Source organism: Fulvivirga kasyanovii, assembly GCF_009711405.1.
Lineage (GTDB): Bacteria > Bacteroidota > Bacteroidia > Cytophagales > Cyclobacteriaceae > Fulvivirga > Fulvivirga kasyanovii.
On record NZ_SMLW01000596.1, the window covers coordinates 1 to 24,893 of the forward strand.

25 protein-coding genes are annotated in these 24,893 nt (G+C 42.5%); 8 read left to right on the forward strand and 17 right to left on the reverse strand.

All coding sequences use genetic code 11. From position 1 onward, the window contains the following. Nucleotides 1–632 (reverse strand): DUF547 domain-containing protein (locus tag E1163_RS17450; protein ID WP_155173740.1); only part of this gene is annotated, 632 nt, incomplete at its 3' end. 210 nt (nucleotides 633–842) lie between these two features. Between E1163_RS17450 and E1163_RS17455 the strand changes: the two genes are divergently transcribed. Both E1163_RS17455 and E1163_RS17460 read left to right on the forward strand, forming a co-directional pair. Continuing rightward, a complete protein-coding gene (locus tag E1163_RS17455) occupies nucleotides 843–2,168 on the forward strand; it encodes an NAD(P)/FAD-dependent oxidoreductase (RefSeq protein WP_155173741.1) in 1,326 nt (441 codons plus the stop codon). Nucleotides 2,169–2,177: 9 nt separating this feature from the next. Beyond that, nucleotides 2,178–3,962: a 4Fe-4S binding protein gene (locus E1163_RS17460; RefSeq protein WP_155173742.1), complete on the forward strand. Its 1,785-nt coding sequence runs from the start codon at nucleotides 2,178–2,180 to the stop codon at nucleotides 3,960–3,962. 92 nt (nucleotides 3,963–4,054) lie between these two features. On the opposite strand, the gene E1163_RS17465 is transcribed toward E1163_RS17460, so the two are convergent. After that, nucleotides 4,055–5,494 carry a M48 family metalloprotease gene (locus E1163_RS17465; RefSeq protein WP_246223741.1) on the reverse strand — a complete coding sequence of 480 codons (1,440 nt, stop codon included), beginning with the start codon at nucleotides 5,492–5,494 and terminating at the stop codon, nucleotides 4,055–4,057. Nucleotides 5,495–5,600: 106 nt separating this feature from the next. Between E1163_RS17465 and E1163_RS17470 the strand changes: the two genes are divergently transcribed. Then, nucleotides 5,601–5,957, forward strand: a complete 357-nt coding sequence (locus E1163_RS17470) for a hypothetical protein (protein ID WP_155173743.1) — start codon at nucleotides 5,601–5,603, stop codon at nucleotides 5,955–5,957. On the opposite strand, the gene E1163_RS17475 is transcribed toward E1163_RS17470, so the two are convergent. Beyond that, entirely contained in the window at nucleotides 5,916–7,874 is a 1,959-nt protein-coding gene (locus E1163_RS17475) for a tetratricopeptide repeat-containing sensor histidine kinase (protein WP_155173744.1), read from the reverse strand. The two genes, E1163_RS17470 and E1163_RS17475, sit on opposite strands and share 42 nt — an antisense overlap. Nucleotides 7,875–8,068: 194 nt before the next feature. Between E1163_RS17475 and E1163_RS17480 the strand changes: the two genes are divergently transcribed. Then, on the forward strand, nucleotides 8,069–8,386 hold the full coding sequence (locus tag E1163_RS17480) for a hypothetical protein (RefSeq protein WP_155173745.1): 318 nt from the start codon (nucleotides 8,069–8,071) through the stop codon (nucleotides 8,384–8,386). 77 nt (nucleotides 8,387–8,463) lie between these two features. On the opposite strand, the gene E1163_RS17485 is transcribed toward E1163_RS17480, so the two are convergent. The 4 genes from E1163_RS17485 to E1163_RS17500 all read right to left on the reverse strand — a co-directional run bounded on the left by E1163_RS17485 (nucleotide 8,464) and on the right by E1163_RS17500 (nucleotide 12,497). Continuing rightward, nucleotides 8,464–8,700, reverse strand: a complete 237-nt coding sequence (locus tag E1163_RS17485) for a helix-turn-helix domain-containing protein (protein WP_155173746.1) — start codon at nucleotides 8,698–8,700, stop codon at nucleotides 8,464–8,466. A 162-nt stretch (nucleotides 8,701–8,862) separates the two neighbouring features. Beyond that, nucleotides 8,863–9,858: a flotillin-like protein FloA gene (gene floA / locus E1163_RS17490; protein WP_155173747.1), complete on the reverse strand. Its 996-nt coding sequence runs from the start codon at nucleotides 9,856–9,858 to the stop codon at nucleotides 8,863–8,865. Between the two features lie 2 nt (nucleotides 9,859–9,860). Then, entirely contained in the window at nucleotides 9,861–10,331 is a 471-nt protein-coding gene (locus tag E1163_RS17495) for an NfeD family protein (protein WP_155173748.1), read from the reverse strand. A 36-nt stretch (nucleotides 10,332–10,367) separates the two neighbouring features. Continuing rightward, nucleotides 10,368–12,497 carry a WG repeat-containing protein gene (locus E1163_RS17500; RefSeq protein WP_155173749.1) on the reverse strand — a complete coding sequence of 710 codons (2,130 nt, stop codon included), beginning with the start codon at nucleotides 12,495–12,497 and terminating at the stop codon, nucleotides 10,368–10,370. A gap of 113 nt (nucleotides 12,498–12,610) precedes the next feature. Here E1163_RS17500 and E1163_RS17505 point away from each other — a divergent pair, with 113 nt between their 5' ends. Further along, the gene (locus tag E1163_RS17505; RefSeq protein WP_155173750.1) at nucleotides 12,611–13,987 is read left to right on the forward strand and encodes an MBL fold metallo-hydrolase; all 1,377 of its coding nucleotides are present in this window, start codon (nucleotides 12,611–12,613) and stop codon (nucleotides 13,985–13,987) included. A 168-nt stretch (nucleotides 13,988–14,155) separates the two neighbouring features. Here the strand turns inward: E1163_RS17505 and E1163_RS17510 are convergent, their stop codons facing one another. Both E1163_RS17510 and E1163_RS17515 read right to left on the reverse strand, forming a co-directional pair. Continuing rightward, nucleotides 14,156–14,404, reverse strand: a complete 249-nt coding sequence (locus E1163_RS17510) for a DUF6364 family protein (RefSeq protein WP_343033867.1) — start codon at nucleotides 14,402–14,404, stop codon at nucleotides 14,156–14,158. A gap of 356 nt (nucleotides 14,405–14,760) precedes the next feature. Continuing rightward, the gene (locus E1163_RS17515; protein WP_155173751.1) at nucleotides 14,761–15,519 is read right to left on the reverse strand and encodes an SDR family NAD(P)-dependent oxidoreductase; all 759 of its coding nucleotides are present in this window, start codon (nucleotides 15,517–15,519) and stop codon (nucleotides 14,761–14,763) included. Nucleotides 15,520–15,600: 81 nt separating this feature from the next. Between E1163_RS17515 and E1163_RS17520 the strand changes: the two genes are divergently transcribed. Both E1163_RS17520 and E1163_RS17525 read left to right on the forward strand, forming a co-directional pair. Beyond that, nucleotides 15,601–15,798 (forward strand): hypothetical protein, encoded by a 198-nt coding sequence (locus E1163_RS17520; RefSeq protein WP_155173752.1) that lies wholly within the window; start codon nucleotides 15,601–15,603, stop codon nucleotides 15,796–15,798. A 19-nt stretch (nucleotides 15,799–15,817) separates the two neighbouring features. Then, nucleotides 15,818–16,222, forward strand: a complete 405-nt coding sequence (locus E1163_RS17525; protein ID WP_155173753.1) for a GNAT family N-acetyltransferase — start codon at nucleotides 15,818–15,820, stop codon at nucleotides 16,220–16,222. Nucleotides 16,223–16,418: 196 nt separating this feature from the next. Here the strand turns inward: E1163_RS17525 and E1163_RS17530 are convergent, their stop codons facing one another. The 7 genes from E1163_RS17530 to E1163_RS17560 form a co-directional block, all read right to left on the reverse strand. Beyond that, complete coding sequence (locus E1163_RS17530; protein WP_221418025.1) at nucleotides 16,419–16,793, reverse strand: nuclear transport factor 2 family protein; 375 nt, start codon at nucleotides 16,791–16,793, stop codon at nucleotides 16,419–16,421. 178 nt (nucleotides 16,794–16,971) lie between these two features. Next, the gene (locus E1163_RS17535; RefSeq protein ID WP_155173755.1) at nucleotides 16,972–17,412 is read right to left on the reverse strand and encodes a MarR family winged helix-turn-helix transcriptional regulator; all 441 of its coding nucleotides are present in this window, start codon (nucleotides 17,410–17,412) and stop codon (nucleotides 16,972–16,974) included. A 69-nt stretch (nucleotides 17,413–17,481) separates the two neighbouring features. Continuing rightward, complete coding sequence (locus E1163_RS17540) at nucleotides 17,482–18,528, reverse strand: hypothetical protein (protein ID WP_155173756.1); 1,047 nt, start codon at nucleotides 18,526–18,528, stop codon at nucleotides 17,482–17,484. An 83-nt stretch (nucleotides 18,529–18,611) separates the two neighbouring features. Continuing rightward, complete coding sequence (locus E1163_RS17545) at nucleotides 18,612–19,088, reverse strand: hypothetical protein (protein ID WP_155173757.1); 477 nt, start codon at nucleotides 19,086–19,088, stop codon at nucleotides 18,612–18,614. 92 nt (nucleotides 19,089–19,180) lie between these two features. Further along, nucleotides 19,181–19,567, reverse strand: a complete 387-nt coding sequence (locus E1163_RS17550; protein ID WP_155173758.1) for a hypothetical protein — start codon at nucleotides 19,565–19,567, stop codon at nucleotides 19,181–19,183. Between the two features lie 33 nt (nucleotides 19,568–19,600). Then, nucleotides 19,601–20,137 (reverse strand): RNA polymerase sigma factor, encoded by a 537-nt coding sequence (locus E1163_RS17555; RefSeq protein ID WP_343033869.1) that lies wholly within the window; start codon nucleotides 20,135–20,137, stop codon nucleotides 19,601–19,603. Between the two features lie 93 nt (nucleotides 20,138–20,230). Continuing rightward, nucleotides 20,231–21,091, reverse strand: coding sequence for a hypothetical protein (locus E1163_RS17560; RefSeq protein WP_155173760.1), 861 nt, complete (start codon nucleotides 21,089–21,091; stop codon nucleotides 20,231–20,233). Between the two features lie 154 nt (nucleotides 21,092–21,245). On the opposite strand from E1163_RS17560, the gene E1163_RS17565 reads away from it, so the two are divergent. Then, nucleotides 21,246–21,884, forward strand: a complete 639-nt coding sequence (locus tag E1163_RS17565; RefSeq protein WP_155173761.1) for an SDR family oxidoreductase — start codon at nucleotides 21,246–21,248, stop codon at nucleotides 21,882–21,884. A gap of 122 nt (nucleotides 21,885–22,006) precedes the next feature. Here the strand turns inward: E1163_RS17565 and E1163_RS17570 are convergent, their stop codons facing one another. Next, the gene (locus E1163_RS17570) at nucleotides 22,007–24,820 is read right to left on the reverse strand and encodes a T9SS type A sorting domain-containing protein (RefSeq protein ID WP_221418026.1); all 2,814 of its coding nucleotides are present in this window, start codon (nucleotides 24,818–24,820) and stop codon (nucleotides 22,007–22,009) included. Nucleotides 24,821–24,893 lie beyond the last annotated feature (73 nt).

Here is a 24,893-nt window from a genome sequence, read left to right on the forward strand (position 1 = left end):
TCGAGTACTGAGCTTTCTCCTCCCATCACAAAATCTTTATGATACCATTCAAATATTTTTGATAATTGTACTTTCTTCTGATCTGGCCTTACTTTCAGCCAAACCGGGTCATTGAGTGCAAGCTTTGTACGGGTATCTAACTGCTGGTCGAGCTGGCCGGGCATGTAGGCAAAATCTGCCAGTGGCGGGCAGCTAACGGCGGCACAAGCCAAGGCAAAGTGGATTCTGGGGTCTTTATAAGCCAATATCAATTTTTTGATCTCAAGGAAATTCAAGGTCATAGACGTTCCTGCCACGGTATGTTTCACTTTATCAAAAAAACCACTTTGATCGAGGGGTGACTTGAGGGGGTAGTATTTTGACACCTGATAGATCACAATCAGGTTATAGGCATTGATATAGAAGGCCTTTGCCTCGGTATCGGAGGCTGCGGAAAGATCTGCTTCACCGATGGTTTTATATAGCGACTCTATTTCGGAAAACTGGCTATTGATGGTTTTATAGGCTACTTTTCCATTTTGCACATACTTCTTAAAAAAAGTATCTGACTGTTTAAAAAAACTATCAAGATCAAAACCAACGGCAGGTGTAAGCGAGATGCCTAATAAAAATGCAACGACAAACTTTTTCATAATTATTGTATTTGTATCCAGGCCTATTTACGGAAAGGTTCCAAAGGTAGTTTGTCAGTGACCAGACATATTGCCAATTTAGTATGTGACCTCAATTCGGTAAATTGTAATTTAAAGGTTCATGTCGGGCTGTTGACATCTCATCTATTTTATTGAACGCCACGGACATTATATTCGTAGAAGTCAACATCCTGTTTAAACTAACTTACTATGAAGCATGTGGTGATTATTGGGAATGGTATAGCGGGCATTACAGCCGCCCGGCATATTCGCAAAAACAGCGATTTTGATATCACCGTAATATCTGCAGAGTCTGAACACTTCTGGTCGCGGACTGCCCTGATGTACATCTACATGGGGCATATGAAATATGAGCATACCAAACCTTATGAGGACTGGTTTTGGAAGAAAAACCGCATCAACCTGGTCAGGGATTTTGTTAAAAGCATAGACACCGCGGCTCACAGGCTTACACTTGACCAGAACGAACCACTTACCTACGATGTGCTGATCCTGGCCACCGGATCGCAGCCAAATAAGTTTGGGTGGCCGGGGCAAGACCTCAAAGGTGTCAGTGGCATGGTAAGCTTACAGGACCTTAAAAGGATAGAAGAACATACCCAAAACATTGAGAGAGGTGTGATAGTTGGTGGCGGACTTATCGGTATAGAGTTGGCTGAAATGCTCAACTCCAGAAATATTCCTGTAAGCTTCCTGGTCAGGGAAGCGGAGTTTTGGGATAATGTATTGCCACATCAGGAGGCTGCCATGATCAGCCGCCACATCAGAAGGCACCATATAGACCTGAGGCTCAAAACTGAGCTTAAAGAAATACTGGCCGATAATCATGGCCGGGTAAGGGCGGTGGTTACGGGGGATGGTGAGGAAATTGCCTGTCAGTTTGTTGGCCTCACAGCCGGTGTGCATCCTAACATCAAACTGGTGAAAGAATCGCCTGTAGAAACCAATCGCGGTATTTTGGTCAATGAATTTCTGGAAACTAATATTCCGGATATTTATGCCATTGGTGATTGCGCAGAGCATAAAAATCCCTTGCCAGGGCGTGCGCCAGTAGAGCAGGTTTGGTATACCGGCAGAATGATGGGCGAAACGGTGGCCCAAACGATTTGCGGAAACAAAACGGCTTACCAGCCTGGCCCGTGGTTTAACTCTGCGAAGTTTTTTGACATCGAATACCAGACTTACGGCAGGGTGTGGAGCAAGCTTAAAGAGCATGAGGATGAGTTTTATTGGGAGCATGAATCAGGGGAAATGGCCATGCATTTTGTGTTCGACAAACCAAGCAAAACATTTCTGGGTATCAATACTTTCGGGATAAGGCTCAGGCATGAGCATTTTGATAAGTGGCTAAAAACGGAAGTCTCCATTGACTATGTAATGGAGCACCTCAAAGAGGCCAACTTCGACCCTGAATTCTTCAAACCTCATGAAGATGACATTATACAGGCTTATAAGGCTCGGTATCCTGACGCAAAAGTAAATGTTAAAAGAAAAAAAGTACTGGGTATTTTTTAATTGAAAACTATGAAATTATTACAAAAAGCAGGAATGACTTTATTCATAGTGGCATCGACGCTGCTTATTTCCGTGTTGTTCCTTAACCGGTATAAACTGACGGATGCAGCACTCTCAAAAGCCATCACTGATAGTACCGAGCGTAAAATGGTGGCTATGGATTTGGCTCCGATGATGGGCAAAACCTATGATTTCAATGTCAGCTTTAACGGGGATATTGACAAGCATTTACAATCTTCGAACAAAAAAATAACATCGAAATTCGAAATCACTGATCAGGATATTGGGAATGTACTGTCACAGTTTTCAGGTCAGGAAATCAGGTACAGTACTGAAAAAATATCTGACATATTTGACGATAGTGAAGAAGGCCAATTCAAAGCACAAAAGCTAAAGGACTACACCAGTTGGATGCATGAAAAGGAATATGCAGACAAGGCCGGTTTACAGGAACACCTTGAAAATACCAAAAGCAGCATCAATGCAAATATCGTCAACGACAAGGGCTACAGCGACTATAAAATAAAGGCTTTAAAGCTGGCGCTTACCCGCCAGTCTGGCTTTGGGCCGGTTTCTGAAAACAGTTTATTATGGCTGCTACTTACCATCGGTCTTGGTGTAGTGGGTGCTCTGATGTACATCTTTCCTAAACTTGAACTTCTGCCCGGCATCAAGAATGACCACGTCTATCATAGCCCCAATAGCGGCAGGGGCTGGGTCGGATACATCATCGGCTTCCTGCTCATTGGCTTTTATGTGATCCTCTACTGGTACCCGGAATATATGACTACCTGGATGGAGCTGGTAGACCCTATAAGTATGGCACTGAATGGCAATGAGGCCAGTCAGTGGTTTTTCTACGGCTTTTTGTACACACTCGCCATTGGTGTGATGGGTATTCGCATGATCATCAAATACCGCCACAGCAAGTATCAAATGATCAGGACATATTCGGTAATATTCTTTCAAATAGCATTTGCTTTCCTGATCCCGGAGATCCTGATTCGTCTCAACAGGCCAAGTATGGATCTGAAAAATATCTGGCCGCTGAACTATACATTCTTTTTTGATTACAACATCGAAAACCTGACCCATAGCGGATCATTAGGCTTAGGCATGCTGGTCTGGGGAATTGTATTGGCGCTCATAGGGGTGCCGGTAATCACCTATTTTTATGGCAAAAGGTGGTATTGCTCCTGGGTTTGTGGTTGCGGCGGGCTTGCAGAAACATTGGGCGACCCCTACAGGCAGCTCTCAGACAAATCGCTGAAAGCGTGGAAAATAGAGCGCTGGATGATCCATAGTGTACTGGTATTTGTGGTGGTGATGACCTTTGGAGTGCTTTACACTTACTTCACCGGTAGCAGCGAAATAGCCGGGATCAATACCTACAACCTCCGGACGGTTTATGGTTTTGTGATCGGGGCTGCATTTGCGGGCGTGGTTGGTGTAGGCTTTTATCCTTTCATGGGTAGCCGGGTATGGTGTAGGTTTGGGTGTCCTTTGGCGGCTTACCTGGGGCTGGTACAGCGGTTTAAGTCCAGGTTCAGAATCACTACTAATGGAGGGCAGTGCATAAGCTGCGGCAACTGCTCCACTTACTGTGAGATGGGCATTGATGTGCGGTGGTATGCGCAAAGGGGGCAGAATATTGTGAGATCATCTTGCGTGGGTTGTGGTATTTGTTCTTCGGTTTGTCCGCGTGGTGTATTAAAGCTTGAAAACAAAGATCCAAAAGACAGGTTTGGAGAGGCAATACTTATCGGCAATGACAGCGTAAAAATGAATGCCTGATAAGTAGTGTCATGAAGTCCCCCAAAACCTGTGAAAGCTATACTTAATGGAGCAAAATATAGCAAATCGGGGGACTTCACGTGACACAATGTTTATCCATCAATAGTTTTAATTAACATTCCTTTTTCCACTCTGTCAGTCAATGACATTCCATTGAGGACTGACAGCTCATGAAGATCATCTTCATCGGTACCGTAGTACCTGAGGGCACTTTCCAGTGTACCACTTCTGGCTACGGTTTTAATATCTATTCTTTTGGGCTCCACGTTGATTTTGGCTGGATCTGTAAGCCTTTCAAAATCACCCATTGTTCTCTGAAATATTGGCTGATATGTATTAAAATTATTTATGGTTGTTACCGCTATAAAAGTGTAAATCCTTCCGTCACCCTCTATTACATAGGTTAATGTACGCAAGGTCTGGTTTTGTTGTTGCTGATCTGCCACCATGGCAATAGCCGGAAAGCCATTGACATTAATTCTGTCTGACTTTACAGGCTCAAGGTTATAGTTACTAAGTACAGCTTTAGCGGCTGCATCAAGGGAACTTTCACCGGAAAGTGTGAGGATCATTAAAGCATCTCCGTTTTCAGAGGCCATTTGTACCTGCTGGGGTGTATTTTGCAGGTTCCAGCCCTCAGGTATTGGATATTGAAACTTCATAACCGGGTGGTAAAATACTTTATTCTCCACATAGCCTTGCTTTGGGTCTTCACCATATACCAGACCATCGATCATTCTCAAATAGCTGTTGCGGTTAACCTCAGGGTCTTCAACATTGAGCTTTTGCTGCCATTGGGTAGCCAACTGCTTTACTGTTTGGTATCTGTCCTGCGGATGGGGGTGTGTTGATAGAAAACCAGGGATCTCCTGCTCGGCTTCTTCCCTCTTCCTGTCCAGCGTGTTGAAAAAGTCTGCCATCTCGTGCGCATCGTACCCAATCTCAGTGGAATACTGCACGCCCAGTTTATCCGACTGACGTTCATCATCACGCCCGTATTTCAGGAAAAGCAGGCCCACTCCTGTCTGAGCCAAATCAGAAAATTCCCTGAAGGTCTCTGATGCTACGGAGCCTACGGCCAGACCGAGCTGAGCGGCCATGGATTTACTGTATTGCTGTGCCGAATGCCGTGCTGTGATGTGGCCAATCTCATGACCTAGCACACCGGCAAACTCAGCTTCATTATTAAAGTGGGCCATTATGCCCCGGCTGAAATAAACATACCCTCCGGGTAATGCAAAGGCGTTGACTACCGGTGAATCTACTATCTTAAACTCATAATCAAGATTGGGGCGGTGCGATATCTTTGCCATGGCCTCACCTTTGCGATCTATAAAGTTCTGCAACTGCTGGTCATCATACAGGCCAAATTGATTAACAATCCCGGGATCGGCCTGCTCACCCATTGCTACTTCCTGTTGCTTGGACAACAACATAAACTCCTTTTTGCCAGTAACCGGATTGGTGGCACAGGACTCAAGAAGCATGAAGGGCACTAACAGCAGCCAATATTTTAGATTGCGAAGTATCATGGTTCCAATTTTTATTTACCCTTTTATCCTCCAAAAGCTATACCACGCCTTCAATGTGTGTTATGACATGAATTGATGAACCTCAGTAAAAAATAAATACACAGATTTGGGTAATTATTTCAACACGGCTCCAAAAACAGGAGTATGCTTTGTATATTTAATGTCTATGGCAGGCGGTGCAGGACATATCTACGACATGATGGCCCGGTTGAGAAATAACAGCAACCTGCTCAGTAAACCCGGGTACTTCAAAATGAAGGAGGCTTATCTTAAAATTTCTAAAAAGGAAAACTTCATTTACCGAAAAGCATCAGCCGCACAGTTGCAGCATGTAAGAAGTAAGATCATAAAAGAAAGAAGGGCTGAGGTGGTCAGAATTATCGCTGTAACCATTATCTCAATAGTTGTATCTGCCGCTTTATTAAGCTTCGCTGTTTATAGCTTCATGAGATACTACAGGTGATGGGGCCGGCAATGTGAACGTAAACTCACTACCCATTCTCACTTCACTTTTGACCGTGATGGTGCCACCGTTTTCATGTACAAGTTGCTGGCACAGCACCAGCCCAAAACCAGAGCCTTTTTCATTTGAAGTACCTTTCTGGCTTTTTTGCCTGCTAAGGTCGAAAAGCTTCGAAATTACCTTCTCCGACATACCCACTCCATCATCCTTTACGGTTACAGAAACATAGTCCTGATGGTTCTTTGCCGTAATCACAATTTCGCTGTTGGGGTATGAAAACTTCAAACTGTTTGATATCAGGTTGCGCAGTATGGTATGGACAGAGTTATAGTCAGCCAGTGCCACCACATGCTCCTCAGAGTCATTCACTAACCTGATCTGTTTGAATGAAGCCGTCAGATTATACAGGGCTATATTTTTCTCGATCAATTCGTTGAGTTCTATTTCCTCTATATTCAGTTTAGCCTGTCCTGACTGCCGTGTAGACCAGGCCAGCAGATTATCCAAAAGCTCGTTCAGGTTTTCCAGTGATTGATTGATCTGGCTCCCCATCTCCCTGATCTCGTCTTGTGATATTTTATCTATATGATGGATCAAAAGGTGGGAAAATCCTCTTAAAGAATTGAGCGGGCTTTTAATATCATGTGAAATAATAGAAAAAAGTTGATCTTTATCCTGGTTCAGCCTTACCAAATCCTCTTTTTGGTTTCGTATTTTATCGTTTTTAAAAGCCAGCATTTCCTTTTTCCTCCTGTTGACCCTATAGGCTATATAAACAAGGGCCAGTATAACAAGGGAGAGAAAAATAACCACAACTAGTGAATAAGTGAGAATATCTTTCTGCCTGATATTTGCCTTCTGGATTTCCTGATCCTTCTTGAGCAGTGCAATTTCCCTCAGATTTTCTTCTTCATTGAACTTTGCCTTTAGCTCTTCAAGGTGGCGTGAGTTGTTCTCATTATACAGGCTATCCTTCATAGAACTGTTGATCTTCAGGTATTTAAATGCGGTTTTATAGTCCTCATTTATCTCAGCTATATCCACCAGTAAACCGCTCGCTTCTTCCATAAAGGGTTTGGAGTCAATTTCCTCAGCCGTGGCAAGAGCATCAAGTGCATAATTATTGGCCTGGCTTACATTGCCTGCGTCCAGTTCCAGCCGAGCCACCGCAATGTAGTTGCTGGCCAGGCCTGTTTTGTTATTGGTTTGCAAAAAGAGGTCATTCGCCTGCTTGTAGTAATTCAGAGCCTTTTCTTTCTGGCCGCTCTGCTCCATGATTGATCCCAGGTTAGCATATCCTCTTGAAATATCCTGCAGGTCATTCCTTTTTTCCTTTATTGCCAGTGAACGCAACATGTATTCCTCAGCCTTCTCCAGATCATTCTTGTCCATATAAATAAGGCCAATGTTGTTTAGTGCCTGAGCAACACCTTTTTCATTGCCTGTTTTCTGAAAAATAGTGAGCGCCTGTTCAAAATAAACTAAAGATTTATCGTAATCTCCTGAATATGCGTAGACAATACTTATATCGTTAAAAGCATTGCCTATTTGTATAGAATCAGCAATTGATTGATATATTTTCAATGATTGAAAGATATCTTCCAGTGCTTCACTGTAGTCGCCCTTGTCCCGCTTTAGCCTACCTATACTTATGAGGGCATCACCCTGTCCCTTTGGGTATTCAATGGTTTCCGATTCTTTGAGGGCTTGCCTGGCGAAATACATGGCGGAATCGGGCTTAAAATGCTGGTATTTCATAGAGAGGAGAAACAGCACGTCAATTCGAGTGGTATCAGCTACCTGCTCCAGTTCGGTTCTGAGTGAGTCTATCAAAGAAGTATCCTGCGCCTCCACCGGCATGGATACTTTTAAAAGCATTAAAAGAACAACAATTGCTTTACCTGTTCTGCTACTCATTAAAAACCTTTTATTAGCCAACTCGCAAGAAAAACACTTCACTTGCTGAGTTGTTATATATTACTTAGATCAGATTATATATATCTGATTATCAGTATGGGTAACACCTCCAATGCTAAATTAAGCCCATTCGACCCTGCGTTTGAATGAAAGTATTCCTATCTTAACCCGACAGGTCAAAAATATGGAAACTTATGGGTAAAATAGTCATTGTAGCATATCGTCCGTTGCCCGGCAAGGCAAAAGAGCTTGAAAAAGTGATCGAGAGCCATATTCCTGTATTAAAAAAAGAAGGACTGGTTACAGAGCGTGACCCTATCGTCATGAAGGCCGGCAACGGGTGTTTTATAGAAATTTTTGAGTGGAAATCAGCCATTGCCATGGAAAAAGCACATCAAAACAAAGCTGTACTTGAGCTTTGGGACAGGTTCAGGAAGGTATGCGAATACGAGAAGCCTGTGAACATTAAAGAATTCAGCCAGCTTTTCTCTGAGTTTGAGCCGGTTAACTAGTACGTAAGTTATTTATCTTTCTGGCTTCGCCATGCCTTTAATTGTATTGTTGTATTAAACGTCTGTCCCATTTATCTTCAAACAAGATCCCTACCTTTCTTATCTGTAGCTGGTAAACTTTTAATTTTCAAACAGAACTCCAGACCTAATACATCCGCTAATTTATGAAGGGTGCCCAAGGTAGGGTTGCCCCTACCGCTTTCAAATTGCTTAAGAGTCCTCAGTCCCACTCCCGACACTTCAGCCAAGGTCTCCTGAGTGACATTAAGGGATTTTCTGCGTTCTTTTATCATTTTTATCAACTCTCTATCCATTTCAATACAACAAATAGTGCATCAAAAAGCACTTATAAATGAATTTACACACGTGAGATTCACCATTTCACCCATAAAGTGCCCTATAACGCACTTTTATAGATAAATAAAAGGCCATGCCTTTCAGCACAGCCTTTTCAAATATAACTAAACTAGGCCTTTCTATTTTTTGTCGCCTTTATCCTTTGATGAAGATTTGCCACTAGGTTTGGCAATGGATTCCCTCATCTCGGTGTCGGCTTTGATATTATCCATTTTATAGTAGTCCATAATACCGAGGTTACCACTTCTAAAGGCTTCTGCCATGGCTTTAGGTACTTCAGCTTCTGCTTCAATTACCTTGGCTCTGGCTTCCTGAGCTTTGGCTTTCATCTCCTGTTCGTGCGCCACAGCCATTGCCCTTCTTTCCTCTGCCTTGGCTTCAGCTACTTTAAGGTCAGCAGACGCCTGATCAGTTTGAAGTTTCGCCCCGATGTTGGTTCCTACGTCCACATCAGCGATATCAATGGAAAGGATCTCAAATGCAGTACCTGCATCCAAACCTCTCTGCAATACAAGCTTTGATATTTTATCCGGGTTTTCAAGTACATTTTTATGAGAGTCTGCAGAACCGATGGAGGTAACGATACCTTCACCAACCCTGGCCAGAATAGTGTCTTCTCCGGCACCACCAACCAACTGCTGGATGTTAGCCCGTACAGTAACCCGTGCAATGGCAATAAGCTGAATACCGTCTGCCGCTACTGCGGCTACTTTAGGTGTGGTGATCACTTTAGGGTTTACTGAGATCTGAACCGCTTCAAATACATCCCTACCGGCAAGGTCAATGGCCGTTGCCTGCTTAAAGGTAAGGTTGATATTCGCCTTATCTGCTGAAATCAATGCTTTGATAACTGAAGGTACGTGACCACCTGCCAGATAGTGCGTTTCAAGTTCCTTGGTGGTAACTGTAAGCCCTGCCTTTGTCGCAGTGATCAGGGAGTTAACAATAACTCCCGGAGGCACTTTCCTTATCCTCATAAACATGAGTTCGAAAAGCCCCACTTTCACATTAGAAAAGCGTGCGGTGATCCAGAGACCTACGGGAATAAAGTACAGGAATATAAAAAACAGTACAATTCCCAAGAAAATAATTAGTATAAGGCCGATTCCTTCCATATTTAGTTGATTGGTTCTACAAAGATGTTATTAACGTCAATTTTAATGATTCTTACTGTTGTTCCGCTGTCGATATAGTTTCCCATCGACCGCACTTCATATTCGGCATCGTGAAAGTCGGCTTTTCCCATTGGCCTGATAGCTGACATAGCTATTCCTTCATCGCCTACTTTTAATTTGCTGGTCAGCCCTTCATTAACTTTGCTGTTTATCGTGCTTTTTAATGAGAACCTGTCCCAGGTATTGCCTTTGAAACTGAAATATAAGGATATTCCGAATAAAATGACACTTCCTGCCGTAATCCACCAGCCAACTTCACTACCAAAGTAGGTAAAACTTAAAAATATACCGAAAGCTGTAGCGATAAATCCGATGATACCCACCAGTGTAGTGCCGGGCACAAAAATCACTTCTGCTACAATTAACGAAAGCCCGATCACAACCAGGGCTATTACGGTTATCCACTCAGCCATAGACACTGAAAAATTAGAATTTTAAAGCTAATAAATTTATGGGAGCTGTACGTTTTCCCATTCGGATTTTTTCATGGCAAGGTACTGGTCATTGAACGAATCATAAATAAGCTGATCATACATGACAGGGATCACGTCTACACCATGAATATTGACCAGTCCGTACTTACCAAACTTTTTAACGATAGCGAACCCGTTGTTCAAATCTCTGAGCTCGTCATATTTGGCATTTATCAATAACTTGCCGGTATTGCTGATCAGGCCTGATTTCCCTGCTTTTGTAACCAGGAACCGGTCGTTGTCCTGTCTGTGGATGTCGTCATACTCAAAAGAGCAGACAGGTTCACCCGTGAGGTTTATCAGTCCTTTGCCTTTATCGTTGGAGACTATAGCCAGGCCGTTTTTAAATGTGGAAGACGAATTATATGAAGGCTGAATAATTATACGTTCTCTTTTGTCCAGAAAGCCCCAGCGTCCAAGAAGTTTAAACGCGGCAAGCCCTTCCTGAAAGGGGCCTACTTCATCGTACCTGTTGGCGATCCTGAGGCGGTTTTGCGAATCGATAAAGCCATACTTCCCATCTATTTTGGCTGCATAAAAGCCTTCTGAGGGCGGCCTTACTTCCTGATATCTGTCCTCACCCAGTGAATTGAATATTCTGCCTTCGAAGTCTATTTTCCAGAGTCCGCCTTCGGAAAGGTGCTCCAGCAGGTAGTTTTCCTTTACTTCCACCTTGTTTTCGGTAAAGTAAACTGTTCCTTCTTCAAAGCTCTTCAATGTGGTCATCTTTCCTTTGCGGGTGAGATAATACTGGCTGTTGACAATCTCAACATCGGCTTTTTGGGGTAGCACGACCCAAGTACCAAATTTATCAATGATACCGGTCTCTCCATGGAATTTAACCACAGCCATACCTTCTTCGAAAGGGGAAACATCATCATAAACACAATGGATAACCTCATCTCCTGCCCTGTCAATAAAGCCCCAGTAGCCCTGCCTGCTTACAGGAAAGAAGTAGTGGGTACGCTCACGGATATTGTCGTAGTAGTGGTTTGATTTTTTAACACCAAAAGCATCGTAGAGTGACCATTTATATGTACCACCTACTTTTTCCCTGGCATAGATCATATCTTCAAATAAAAATACGGAGTCGAACTTTGCAGGTATCAGCAACTCACCGTCGGACTTCATCATTCCCCAAAGGCCCCTGTGTTTGAATGCGAAATGTCCACCCTCTTCAGTGCCAAGGTCGGTATAATACTGTGGGGTCAGTGCATCATCGGCCTTATTGATCAGCCAGCTTTTACCATTGGCATGTACCTGCATTCTTTCCGTATCATATACTTTCAGCCTATCGTAATTGTAGCTGCCTATGGCGTTGTTATTGTTGTTCAAAACTTTCCATTCATTGAAGGAAAGTTGTTTTACTTCTCCCTGGGAAATTCTAAAATCTTTACTGCCCAATGGCGCGATAACCTGACCCTGTGCGTCAATCAGACCTCTTAAATGATTATCATAAATTATCGCAAGGTTATTCCTGAAACTGCTGATACTATCCAGGCTGAAATCAATGATCTGCTTACCTTTATCGTTGAAAATGGCCGTTTTCCCGTCAAAATTTTTAACAGCATATCGCAAACCTCCCAGCACGGTAATGTCTTTATACTCTAAAGGAATAATAACTTTATCGCCAAGGTCTACTACACCATACATGTAATGCCGGCCGGGTTTGCTGGCAACGATAGCCCGAAGGTCGACCAACTTAACAGATGCATATTTGAAAGGGAGAACTACTTTACCTTCAGTGGAAACGACCCCCAGGAAATCCCTTTGAGAGACTTTACCTTTTACTGCCGCGATCAAAAGCCCTCTGTTGCCCGGGTAAAGTTGTGTATATGTGGGCTGGGCAATAATTTCATTTTGAAGGTTGATCAGTCCCCAGGTATTATTTAAGCGAAAGCCCAGTACATTGTTGACAACTTCAAAATCGCCCTCGCTCCAGCCGAGCTCTTCATATTGGGCGGGTATAAGTACATTTCCCTGGTTATCCTTAATGCCTTGTTTGCCCTGCATTTCAAATAATTGATAATCAATATTTTCAATGTCGGGTCTTGCAAAAATGGCCTGAGAAGTAAGAAAGGTAAGTAGGTAAAAAAAGTATTTCATTCGACACAGTAATCTCAATTGCTAAAATAGCTATTTTCGAGTGAAAATCAGCGTTTTAATTTTATTTCGAGGCATTTGGTTTTAAATTTGCCTTTTGATAAAAACTTGAATCCATGTACATAGAGCAACTATATACCAATTGCCTTGCCGAAGCAGCTTATTATATCGAATCAGAAGGCGAAGCAGCCATTATTGATCCGTTAAGGGAAATAAAACCTTACCTCGAATTAGCTGAAAAACGTGGCACAAAGATCAAGTACGTATTCGAAACACATTTTCATGCTGATTTCGTTTCCGGTCACATAGATTTATCGAAAAAAACCGGTGGAAAAATTATTTATGGCCCCAATGCCAATACGGAATATGAGGTTTATAATGCTAAGGATGGAGAGGTTTTTACTTTAGGAAAAGTTACCATCAAAGCTCTTCACACACCAGGCCACACGCCGGAATCTACCTGCTACCTGCTACAGGATGAAAACGGAAAAGACCATGCTGTATTTACCGGTGATACCCTGTTCGTAGGTGATGTAGGCCGACCTGACCTGCTCGATGGTGTAATGAGCAAGGAAGAGCTGGCCGGAATGATGTACGACTCGCTCAACACCAAGATCAAAACCCTGGCTGATGATGTGGTCGTTTACCCCGCACATGGTGCCGGGTCTGCGTGTGGAAAAAATATTGGCAAGGAAACTTACTCTACCATAGGCATGCAAAAAGCTGCCAACTATGCTCTACAGAATATGACAAAGGAAGAGTTTATCGCCAAAGTTACGGATGGCATGCTTCCTCCTCCCAAATACTTCTTTGAAGACGCCAAAATCAATAAGAAGGGTTATGAGCCGATTGACAGCATTATGGATAAGAACAAGTCGGCACTGGAGCTTGATGAATTCAAAAAACTGATAGCAGAAGGCGCCCTGGTCCTTGACACGCGGAAACCCGATGATTTTGAAAGGGGCTTTATCAGTGGTGCGGTAAATATCGGACTTAACGGCCAGTATGCCGTTTGGGTAGGAACCTTGATAGACATTGACCAACCACTAGTGCTGATCGTAGAGCCCGGCATGGAAGAAGAAGCTATATTACGACTGGCGCGTGTAGGTTACGAAAACGTAAGAGGCTACCTGAAAGGTGGTATTGAAAACTGGGACGAAGAACTGGAAAAAGTAAATTCCATCAATGCCTCTGATGTAGCGGAATTTATGAAAAAAGGAGATAAGGTCATAGATATTCGTAAACCCGGGGAGTTTAACACTGCCCACATCAAAGGAGCAGCGTTCATCACCTTGTCAGACATGCCCGGTAACCTCGAAGGACTTGACAAAGAAAAAGACTATGTGGTACATTGCGCGGGTGGTTATCGTTCTATGATAGCAGCGTCTATTATGAAACGGGAAGGCTTCAAAAACCCGATCAACGTGTATGGTGGCTTTGGAGCCATTAAAGATACCGGTGTTGAAATTGAAAGTGAGGCTGTGGAGGTTTAAGGCTGCTTTGGCCTTCTTTGGAGTAGAGAAATGTTGCTGTCGGGAGACAGTGACGGGAGGGTAGCTGAGGGTTGGCGGTTTACTGTTCGCCAGTTCACAGTTCTCTGATCTGGTAATGTAGTTTGTTTTGGCCTTGCCGCTGGAGTTTTCTCCTATGACTTTACTGAATCATCGCTTATGCTTCTCAGAAAGAAAATATGTAAGTTCCTTTCTATAATCACTATCATCCAACTTTATAACTCCGGACAGGCTTTTCACAAGAGGGGTTAAATCGATGGATTCCTCTGATGAGTCAACTATAAACCTCAGATAGTTTTCAATCATTCCGGAAAGGTTTGTCTTGTTCTTTTTAGCATATTCTTTGGCTCGCACTATAAGTTCGCTTTCTAGTTCCAAGGTTATTTTGGTATTCATCATTTAACTCACTAATGGACTTAAATATAGTATAAATACAAGAAATTCACTATTTGAATAAATCTTGAGGTTAAAGAATACCTGTTAACAAAGTTCCTAGCGCCTGACTTACTCTCAGTAACTAATGGTTTGCCAAGGCTGTAGTTGCTGAGCGTTGAGCTTTACTAATCCTTAAAGGCTTAGTAAAGCAGGTATTAAATTCTGAGGTGTTTAAGAGCCCTCGGATACTTCATGGAGGTAGTAGTGGTGTAGAAATATTAAGAACCTCATGCTTTAACAAAGCCCGTTTACCTTTTCACTGTTGACCGATTACTGTTCACCCATTTACCAAATCACCTTAGCCAATAAGCAAGTCCAGGTCACCTCACATAGCTTCCTGCATTGATGTCAATGGTGGCTCCGGTGGCATGTTTGGCGAGGCCGCTGGCGAGGAAGCATACGGTATGAGCCACATCAACCGGCTCGGTGAGTTCTGTTAGTGCGATGTCTTTTATGGCATAGTCTTCACCATAGGCGTCTATGAAGTCTTGGGCCATTTCTGTTTTGGTGAACCCTGGAGCGACGCCAAAGGCAGTGATTCCTTGTTTTCCGTAGGCCCGGGCGATGGATTTGGTAAGGGCTACAAGTCCTCCTTTTGAGGCTGCATAGGCCAGATAGTCGGCCGTGTCTCCTCTGAAAGCGGCGCGTGAACTTATGTTGATGATTATGCCTTCCTTTCGTTCGATGAAGTGTGGAATGGCCAGCCTGCAAAGCAATGCGGGGGCGGTGAGGTTAACGGCCATGGTTTTACTCCAATCCTGCAGCCACTGCTCGCCGTTCATTTTCATATCGGAAGAAATGGCTATGCCGGCATTGTTGATCAGGATGTCGAGGTGCCCGTAGTGTGATAATACTGCATTGAGCAGCTCTTCGGCAGCTTTGGCATCTCCCAGGTCTGCCTGAAAAGCTTTTGAGTTATGACCGATGGCCGCCGCTAATTTCTGCGCAGGTTCCAGATTGCTGTTACAATGTACTGCTACGGAAGCCCCGGCTTCTCCGAGCACCTCCGCTATGGCTTTGCCAATACCACGACTGGCACCAGTAACCAAAACGACTTTATTTGTCAAATTTACTTGCATAGGCTAAATCTAGGCATTTTATGGGCTAAAGCCATTATTACAGATAACCAACCTTTTTTGTTTATGAGCGTATGAGGTATTATGAGATTTTTTATAGGACTTATACTGTGGTTCATCCTGCTGGCACTTTGCTGGCCACTTGCACTCCTGGTAGTTTTCATTTGGTTGATCCTGCTGCCTTTCCAGCTTCTGGGATTTGCTATCGGTGGTATATTCAAGCTGGTAACAGCTATTCTGATGTTCCCATTCAGAGTAGCCGGTATGACAGCCAAAAGGTAAACCACCCAGAAGCAATCCTATGAGGATAGAAAAAATAAGTGCCAGTGATACATGGCCACTCCGCCATATAGTGATGTGGCCGGAGAAGCCGCTTGAATTTGTACAACTACCCGAAGACCACGAAGGCACCCATTATGGCTTATTTGAAGAAAATGAGCTGATATCTGTCATTTCCCTTTTCCTTAAAGACGATCAACTCCAGTTCAGAAAGTTTGCTACGCGCATAGATAAACAGGGACTCGGATATGGATCAAAATTACTTAGCCACATTATAGTCGAAGCTGATCAATCCGGAGCTCAAAGCATTTGGTGCAATGCGAGGGAAGAGAAATGCATGTTCTATGAAAAGTTTGGTCTCCAAAAGACTGAAAGAAAATTTACCAAAGCCGGAAAGGATTATGTGATCATGGAGCGCATTTTTTAAATAGCAGTTGGCAAAGCTGCATAAAAACAAAAACTGACGTCTCTTCTGTATCAATTTTTAAATGGTTGGAGCAGCTTACAAAGCTAAACAGCAGCTTTACTAAACTTTAAAAGCTTGGTAAAGCTTACTGCTGTAGCACTTCCATTCATTAGACATTTTACATCTGTATAGAATACTTTCAAAAACCAGGAAGGTCTCAATCATCTGAAACCTGCTCTATATGGGGTTGATCACTTACTATCAGCCATTGATTTTCTTTGTTTCTTACCAGCGAAATGTATGTGGTAAAAACCGTGGCTTTGCCTGTAAGCCTGGCTTTCACCAAGGCATTATTACCGGTTATATCGGTCCATAAGAATTCAATTGTACGGTTGTCACCGCCCAGCTTGCCCTCACTCAGCATATCGAGGTAAACAGGCTTGGAGATTAGCATAAGCCGATCGTTTCCGAAAGCCCGGTTAACCACTGCCCGAAAGTTATCATCCAGCACACTATCTACCTGCTCTACCAGACGCTGGTTTGCTCCTTGCACAAATTGTTTTACTACATTTTCTACATTTTCCTTTTTCATAATTGATTGCGATTTACTCACCTGAACCCATGCCAGGCTGCTGATTAGAATAATAATTAAGTGTTTCATTGTACTTGTATTTGAATTCCATGATACTTACTAATAGATTTAATATCAGCGTATTAATAACAAATTGATAAAACAACTATTGATATATCAATTATATATTTAAAAAAATTTAGCCAGAATAATTCTTAAAAACCTGATCAAGGGCCTTCTTAAAGATCTGTATTTCTTCACTGCTCAAGCCTTCCAAACCGCTCTTGCGAATATCTACTGCCACACCCAGCGTTTTCTCCACCAGTTTCTCCCCTCTTAGTGATAGTCTGATCTCATAAATTCTCCTGTCTTTGCCCTGCCTCTTCTCTATCAGTTCTTTCTTTATCAATACATCCAGTATCCTGGTTACAGAGGCCGGGTCTTTGTAAATAGCCTTTGCCAGCTCCCTTTGATTGATACCCGGCTCTTCACTAACTTTTTTCAATACCACCCATTGATCGCTGGTGACATCAATCCCCTTTTTCGCCAGGGCATCATAGGCATATTGTTTAAAAGCCTGGGCTGCCCTCACGAGCTTAAATACATATACATCTTCAAGTTCGGCGTCAAATTTTTCCATAAATAATTGATATATCAACTAATGTAAAGATAAAAGCTAGCTTATCCAAAAATTTGAAAAGGTTTCGGTTCAACCCTTTTGCCAATAAAGCAGATATGACAGTGAGGTGCTAAAGTAGCCGTTGGCCTCATACTCTATCTCCTCACCCGGCAGGGCTACGGGTATGTTGTAGGTATAATTAATCAGCAGGTTCCACTTACCAGCCGTAATGGAGATGGGTAACGAAAAGCTGTAATTCATGAACCCAAAGGTATCCTCCACTTCAAATTCACCGTCGTAGTACGATTGTATGGTATTCGCGATTTGCTCATTGGTATAGCCCCTCTCTCTTAAGAAATGAGCTGCGGCAAACTGGCGATCTGACTCCAGCAGGTAAACCAGCTTTCGATAGCCTCTATACCCCAGGCCAGGATAGTCATTTTCCTTCACGATCTGGTACAGGTCAGTAGCAGCAGTTCTGGGCTGCCTCAGATAAAACACGTTGGCATTTCCCCATTGAAATGATGCTCCCGGCATAAAAGTAATGACATCAATTATTCCTGAGGTTTTGATTTTCAACCGTCCGCTTGCCCGGCCCGTAACCCGATGGGCTTTATCATTGCCATACAGGAAGGCATAGTCAACACCTATATCTGCCCATTTTTTTTGAAAGTATACGGCAGCCTGGGCTCCCTTGTTAAAGCTGTGGTCTTCTATACTATCATTGAAAAGGTAAAAGTCGTGGCCGGCACTAAGTACCCATCTTTCTTTTAGCGTATGCATATAGCCAAAGTTAAGGGTGTTGAGGTAGTAGCCGGGGTCGTATTCATTGCTCCAATAACCGGTGAACCCTGCAAAAACACCAGAATGATGATAATAGGTAGCTCCCGGTGAGAACCCGTACTGGTCAAAGCCAAAATTGCGACCTGCGCTTACAATGTTACTTACATAGCCCAGTCGTAGATTGAGTGAGAAATATTTTGCGCTATCCAGGGCCAAAAGGCTGTCTACAAGGCTAAAGAGATCGTCCGGGACAGTTTCATTGGCAAAGAGGGAGTCCAGTTCACCGTATAACTCCTCCAGGGTAGGTTCCTTCTCTTCTTCCTGACCATAAAGGTGACCCTGAAAAATAATCAAGGACGTTAACAAAATGCCCCGGAGGAAAAAACTCCTCCGAAGCATAAATATATAACGTGCTATGTTATTCAACATTTAAGTGACTAATAGTCATTATCTCTCCGTTCCTGTCTATTGTTAATTCTTTCCCGCTGATCCCGCCGCCTCTCCAGCCGTTCAAGCAGCATCCTTCTAAAATCATCTTCAGCCTTTCTCAATTGAAGCAACTGTTGCGTGCTGATCACCCTTGTAAGCCTTTCTGCATAGGTACGGTCTATATTTAGCTGCCTTTCCTTTAGCTCAAGTCCCTTGTTCAGTAGCATTTTGCTCTCCTCCTCTGTCATATCTTTTCTGTCAACGGATTGGCGGGCGTCCATAAACTCCTGACGCAGTTCTTTACGCTTCTCGCTGTATTCCCTGTAAAGTGGCCAGAATTTCTCGGCCTGCTCGGGTGTAAGCTCCAGCCTCTCGGTGATCAGGGCTATACGGGCACTCTCTATTTTCTCCAGTGCTTCTTTACTTTGTGCCATTAAAAGGGTGCCTGAGAACACCAGCAGCAAAACCATTATAATCTTTTTCATTTCAAAACATTTGTAAATTTTCATCAGGAGATATGCCATATTGCTCGTATAGCAATTCCATATCCGCATCATCCAGTTGAGGGTCTGCCAGATCACCTGCACCAACAAGCGGGTCGGCTTAAATCCTCGATATCAGTAGCCTCAATTATTTCGTAAGTGTCGATCTCTGAATACTGCAGGTACAGCACCAGGTCGGCAGTTGGCACTTCGGCAAGCAGGTCGGCAGCACTGACCGTATCATCTTTTGGATGCTGAAACCCAATAAGCACTGATACCAGGAGCACTATTGAAGCAGCAGCGGCATACCCTATCATTTTCCAGTTTACCTGCACACCAAACTTTCTCTCTTTCCCGTTTTCTTCCTCATCTATCCTCTGCAAGATATTATCAGGCAAGGCCTCAAAATAGCCTTCAGGTGCCTGGTAAAGATCCTTTTTAGGGATTTTATTGAGGTCGATATTTCCTTTCTCTTCTTTCATTTGATTATTTAGATGCTTCCCGGTTCAAAAGGTTTAATTACCCTGTAAATATTCTTCAATTTTTTTTGTGGCATGGTGATAGCTAGCTTTGAGACTCCCCACACTACTGTCTGTTATCTCCGCTATTTGCTCGTACTTCAGCTCTTCATAATACTTCAGATTAAACACCAGCCTTTGTTTATCGGGCAACTGCAATATCGCCTTTTGAAGTTTTAGCTGTACCTCATCCCCATCCAAATGGACTTCACTGGTCAGGTTGTTGATGAGCACTTCTGTAATATCTGCACTAAAGAACATGCGCCTTCTCTTTTTACGGAGAAACTGCAGGCTTTCATTGGTGGCTATGCGGTAAATCCAGGTAAAAAGTCCCGATTCACCTTTAAATTTATCCAAATTATGCCAGATTTTCACGAACACCTCCTGCACAACATCATCAGCATCATCATGGCTGATGACCATTTTTCTTACAATGCCATATACCTTTTGCTGGTATTGCTGTACCAGCTTGGCAAAGGCCTCGCGCCTTGTATCCGCATGTCGAAATAACCGGACTAACTCTGCTTCTTCCACTGTAGGAGCTTTTGCTTCTAATGAGTTAAAGAAGTCACCGTGCATGGCAACTTCTTCAATGATAAGTTATTAATTTCCTGAATATAAATATGCTCAGGAGCCGGTGATTGTATAAACTTTGTTATTGATGGTGACGGTGATCTCATTGTCGCAGGTGCCATCACCATAATCGACTGTTCTGGTCCTGTTGCGGTCAATGCCGTTGATCACCATTTCTTTAACGCCGCTAACTCTGGCAAAGCCTCCACTGGCTCTACAGCTAAAATCAGTAATTATAGGCACTGTAATGGTATGGGTAAAGCCCCTTCCTCTGGTAGAAACACCCTTATAGGATCCGGTGATCCTGAATACATTATTGGAAAGTATGCCATCTCCTTCACCTTCGAGCCATTCTCTTGTGGTTGAGCCGATCATTACAAATGTATTTCCATCAGGGTAATGGATCGTGTAGTCTTCCAAAGCCCTGGTTGCGGTAAGGTTACCCTCTGCATTTCTGTTGATGTCTCGCAGCAAAATGGCCCCGGTTATATTTTTGTTGTTCACATAGTAATCTTCAAAAGTGATCACCCTGTTGGCCATATCGTCGTCAAAAGTACCTCCATAAGTAATGATGATCTTACCTGAGCGTTCCCTGCCGTAGGGGCCTATGCAGCCATTGCCGAAGTCGAGCGTAATAGTCTTGGCTACCTCATCACGAACAACGGTTACGCAAAGGCTGTCTCCGGCAATTCTTCCTCCGGAAGCAGCAGTTCCTTCCACCGACTGATCTATAATCTGAAGATCTTCATCCACAACCGCCTCCGATTCACTGCCATTTTCAACAATATCCAATTCCTCATCGGTAGAAACAGTTGCTACCTCATTACTATCTTCATTACAAGCCTGAAACATAAATATAGTGGCTGCAACTGTTGTGAGAAATATCAATTTTCTTAATGTGTTAATCCTTTTCATAGTCGTATAAATTTTGTTTTGTGCCCGTTAGATGAGACTGCGACTAAAAGGTTTAATGGCACTGAATATTTTTTCTATTTTTTTTCATCACGGCTCCGAAGAAGAATTTCAAAGAACATGATAGCACTCCGGCTTGTTATTAAAAGAAAAAAACATGGAAAAGGTATTAGTTGTAGGTGCCAATGGCCTTACTGGAACTGAAATAATAAAAATATTAAAGAACCATGGTCAATATGATCCCATTGCCATGATTCGTGATGAGTCGCAGAAAAGCAAGTTTGATGAAATGGGGATCGAGACCAGAACTGGCGATCTGGAAAAGGACCTTTCGCAGGTAGTGGAAGGCGTTAATAAAATCATATTTGCTGCCGGTTCAGGCTCCGAAACCGGGCCTGACAAAACGGTGGCGGTTGATCAGGAAGGTGCTAAAAAGCTGATTGATGAAGCCAAAAGCCATGACATCAAGAAGTTTGTAATGCTAAGCTCAATGGGAGCAGACGAGCCCGAGAGCCACGAAAAGCTAAAGCACTACCTGGAAGCAAAGCATAATGCTGATGAACACCTGATTAATAGCGGCCTCAACTATACGATAGTTAGACCCGGCCGACTGGTCAATGGTGACCACCAGGGACATATCCATGCCGGTGAAAAGCTTCATGAACAGGGACAGATCACTCGTGAGGATGTAGCTCAGGTATTGGTAGCAGTACTTGACCACTCCCAGGTAAGGAACCGCACGTTTGAGATCGTGAATGGGGATAAGAGTATTGAGGAGGCTTTGGCGGAGTTGTAGTGAGTTACTATTTTATGTATTAGAGGCATGAATCTCCTGATTTAGGAAGTATCATTAGCGAAACTTTCATAATCAGGAGATTCGGATTTTCTAACATAATAACCCTTATAAAATATAGACCTCTATTTTACTATTAATTTCCCTGTCTGTATTCCACCATTATTTTTCATGATTTGATAAAAATACATTCCATGATTTACCCTTACCCCATCATGGTTAACAGCATTCCAATAATATAGGTCTGATGAATCGGACATAGACAAATCAATTATTTTTATAAGCTCACCCTTGATATTTCGAATGGTAATTTTCTCAATTGCTCCATCTACGTTTTCAAAATAAAAACCAGATGCCGACGGGTTTGGATAAACTCTCATATGATCAACACCAATCTTCTCAATTAACCGGCTTTCATCATCCGAATACCCTGTTCTGAGGCCAACACTACCTGTTGATGCACTTAATTCATACACATGAACATCAAAGGGGGCAAAATAATCATTTATACCTCCGGCCAGTGTATTCTGTTGTACACTGAAATCTTTTGTTATTAACCTATCGCCGGGAGCCAAATTATTAGGTAAAGATATTACTGCATTAAGAGGTTGACTCGTAATATTTACTGCAATAATAATGTCATTACCGGCAGGATTTCTTTTCAGCAAAGTCCTTATAGGCGCAGCATCATATTGAGGGGTTTCTTTTGCAAAAATTTGATAACCATGTTCACCAGCCGAGGGGGTATTGGATAAGATATAAGGAGCAAGATAATCTATTTGACTATTAATCACCTTTGCCTTATTCCATAAATCCGTATAGCCATATGAGGACATACCAGTAAGCGTATTAAAAATCCCATTATGATAAGAAAAATCAAAAAAACCAGTAGCTCCATGTACTATAGAAGTAAAGATCATTGCTTCAAGCTGCTGGGCAGATGGCTTATGAAAAGTATTTTTATCGGTTAATTCTTGAAAAGCTTGTGCAACATACCAATTTGGGCGATCCTCGTTGGTAATCTCTCGAGTATCCGATATCACAGTGGCTAGTCTACTCAAATTAGTTATATCCTTACTTTCTTTATTATGGCCCGGATATACATCATGGGCAATTGCATCTCCTATTTTACATGTCTCAGTCCACTTTGGATAACGTTCATCAGTATTATCAACATGATCATCTACAAGAAACAGAAGGTAGGGAGAAACTTGAGCATAAGCATCGTGAAAGCCTTGAACCTCTTCTAATGTATACTTTCTCCCCGTAGGCTCATCAAATGTATGAAGGGCAAAAACATGTTCAGGAGAATTTAAGGTAAGCATGGGATTGTCTTCCATCACAGACCAGGAACTGCCATTTAGATTGTAAATATCATCATACAACCAAAACTCATGACGCTCCCTTTGATCCGTTGTTTTATAAATTCCAATACCATCTTTACCATCACCATTCCAATCTCCACTCATGGGGATATCATAATAATCACCTACCGTAACATGAAGAAATGGTTGTGATGAATCATAATTCTGAAAAAACCAAAACTGCCTTAAATCCGGCATATACATAGCAAATCCATCAATCCCGTCTCCATTCCAATCACCTGCTACCGGGATATTTCCTGAATTACCAACAGTTCTTGTCATAAGAGGAGTAGTGCTGTCTTTATCATTGTAAAAAACTATCTGTCTGGTTGAAGGAATATATATAGCATAACCATCTCTGCCAATTCCCTTCCAATCACCACTCATAAACATAACTTCTTCATTATAAACTGCTGAGACACCACCTAAACCCACTCTATTTAACTTAAAAAACTTAATAGAATCCGATTGGTAAATAGCTATATCATCCAAACCATCTCCATTCCAATCCCCTGAAAACCTTGTATCTCCTGAATTGCCAAGTTTCAACTGTTTATCAAAAATGTTATCTCCATCAGAATCATAGGCCACTAAGTTATCTTCGTCGCTACATATACCCACCAAATCTCTGGAACCGGAAAATTTTCCGGTAAAAGGCTTCCCACCGAGCTTCTTTAAATAGGGAATGAGTTTAAATTTATTATTCAGGGCATCTAGAGTACTTATGTCTTGATCATCTATAGGATAATAAGTGGGCCAAAAGAAACCTAAATTAAACCCTGCATTATACGCGGTTTGAATAGCACTATCAGGAATGTTATATATACCTTTTGGAAAAACAGACAGGTTCTCATCGTACTGAGTCAATAGGTTCCCATTAAAATCTGTGTGAGGCACTTTGTCGGTATAGAAAATCTGCTTACCTCCGGAAATATTATTAATTTGATTGAATTGCCACCATTTATATACGGTTGCCTGATTGGTTAATTGATTATAAAACCAGAAACCATAAGTACCATCAGTTTTCTTAATAAAAAAGGCAAACTCATCATCCCCATCGTTATCCCAATCGCCGGTAATTGGTGTAAAACCTGAGTTCCCAACCACCAAGCTCATTTCAGGTGTAGAAGAATCAAGATTCGTAAAAAAGTGTAATTCTCTACTGCTTGAATTGTACATAGCAAATTCATCATCTCCATCACCATCCCAGTCACCTGTTAGAGGGACATCTCCATAGTTGTCGATTTGAATTTGCTTAAACGGACTGGCTGAATTATAATCCTGATAGAACCAAAATTGCCGGGTATCCGGCATATACACACCAAAACCATCTTTACCGATTCCATCCCAATTTCCTGTTATTGGAACATTTCCACAATTACCAATCGTTTTGGAGTACTCTACTTTTCCTGCGTAAATATCAGAATAAAAGTAGAAGGTATTATTGTTAGGATTGTACAGGACCATCTCATCCCTTTCATCACCATAAAAATCAAGCGCCAGTGGGATATCTTTATAGCTCCCCATGCTTTTGGTTACACTATTAACTGTTGCATTCCCTGTACCATCCAGCATACCATACCGAAAAGTATTCCCAGTTCTCCACACTCCAATATAGTCCTTGGAATCGCCAACATTCCACTTTCCT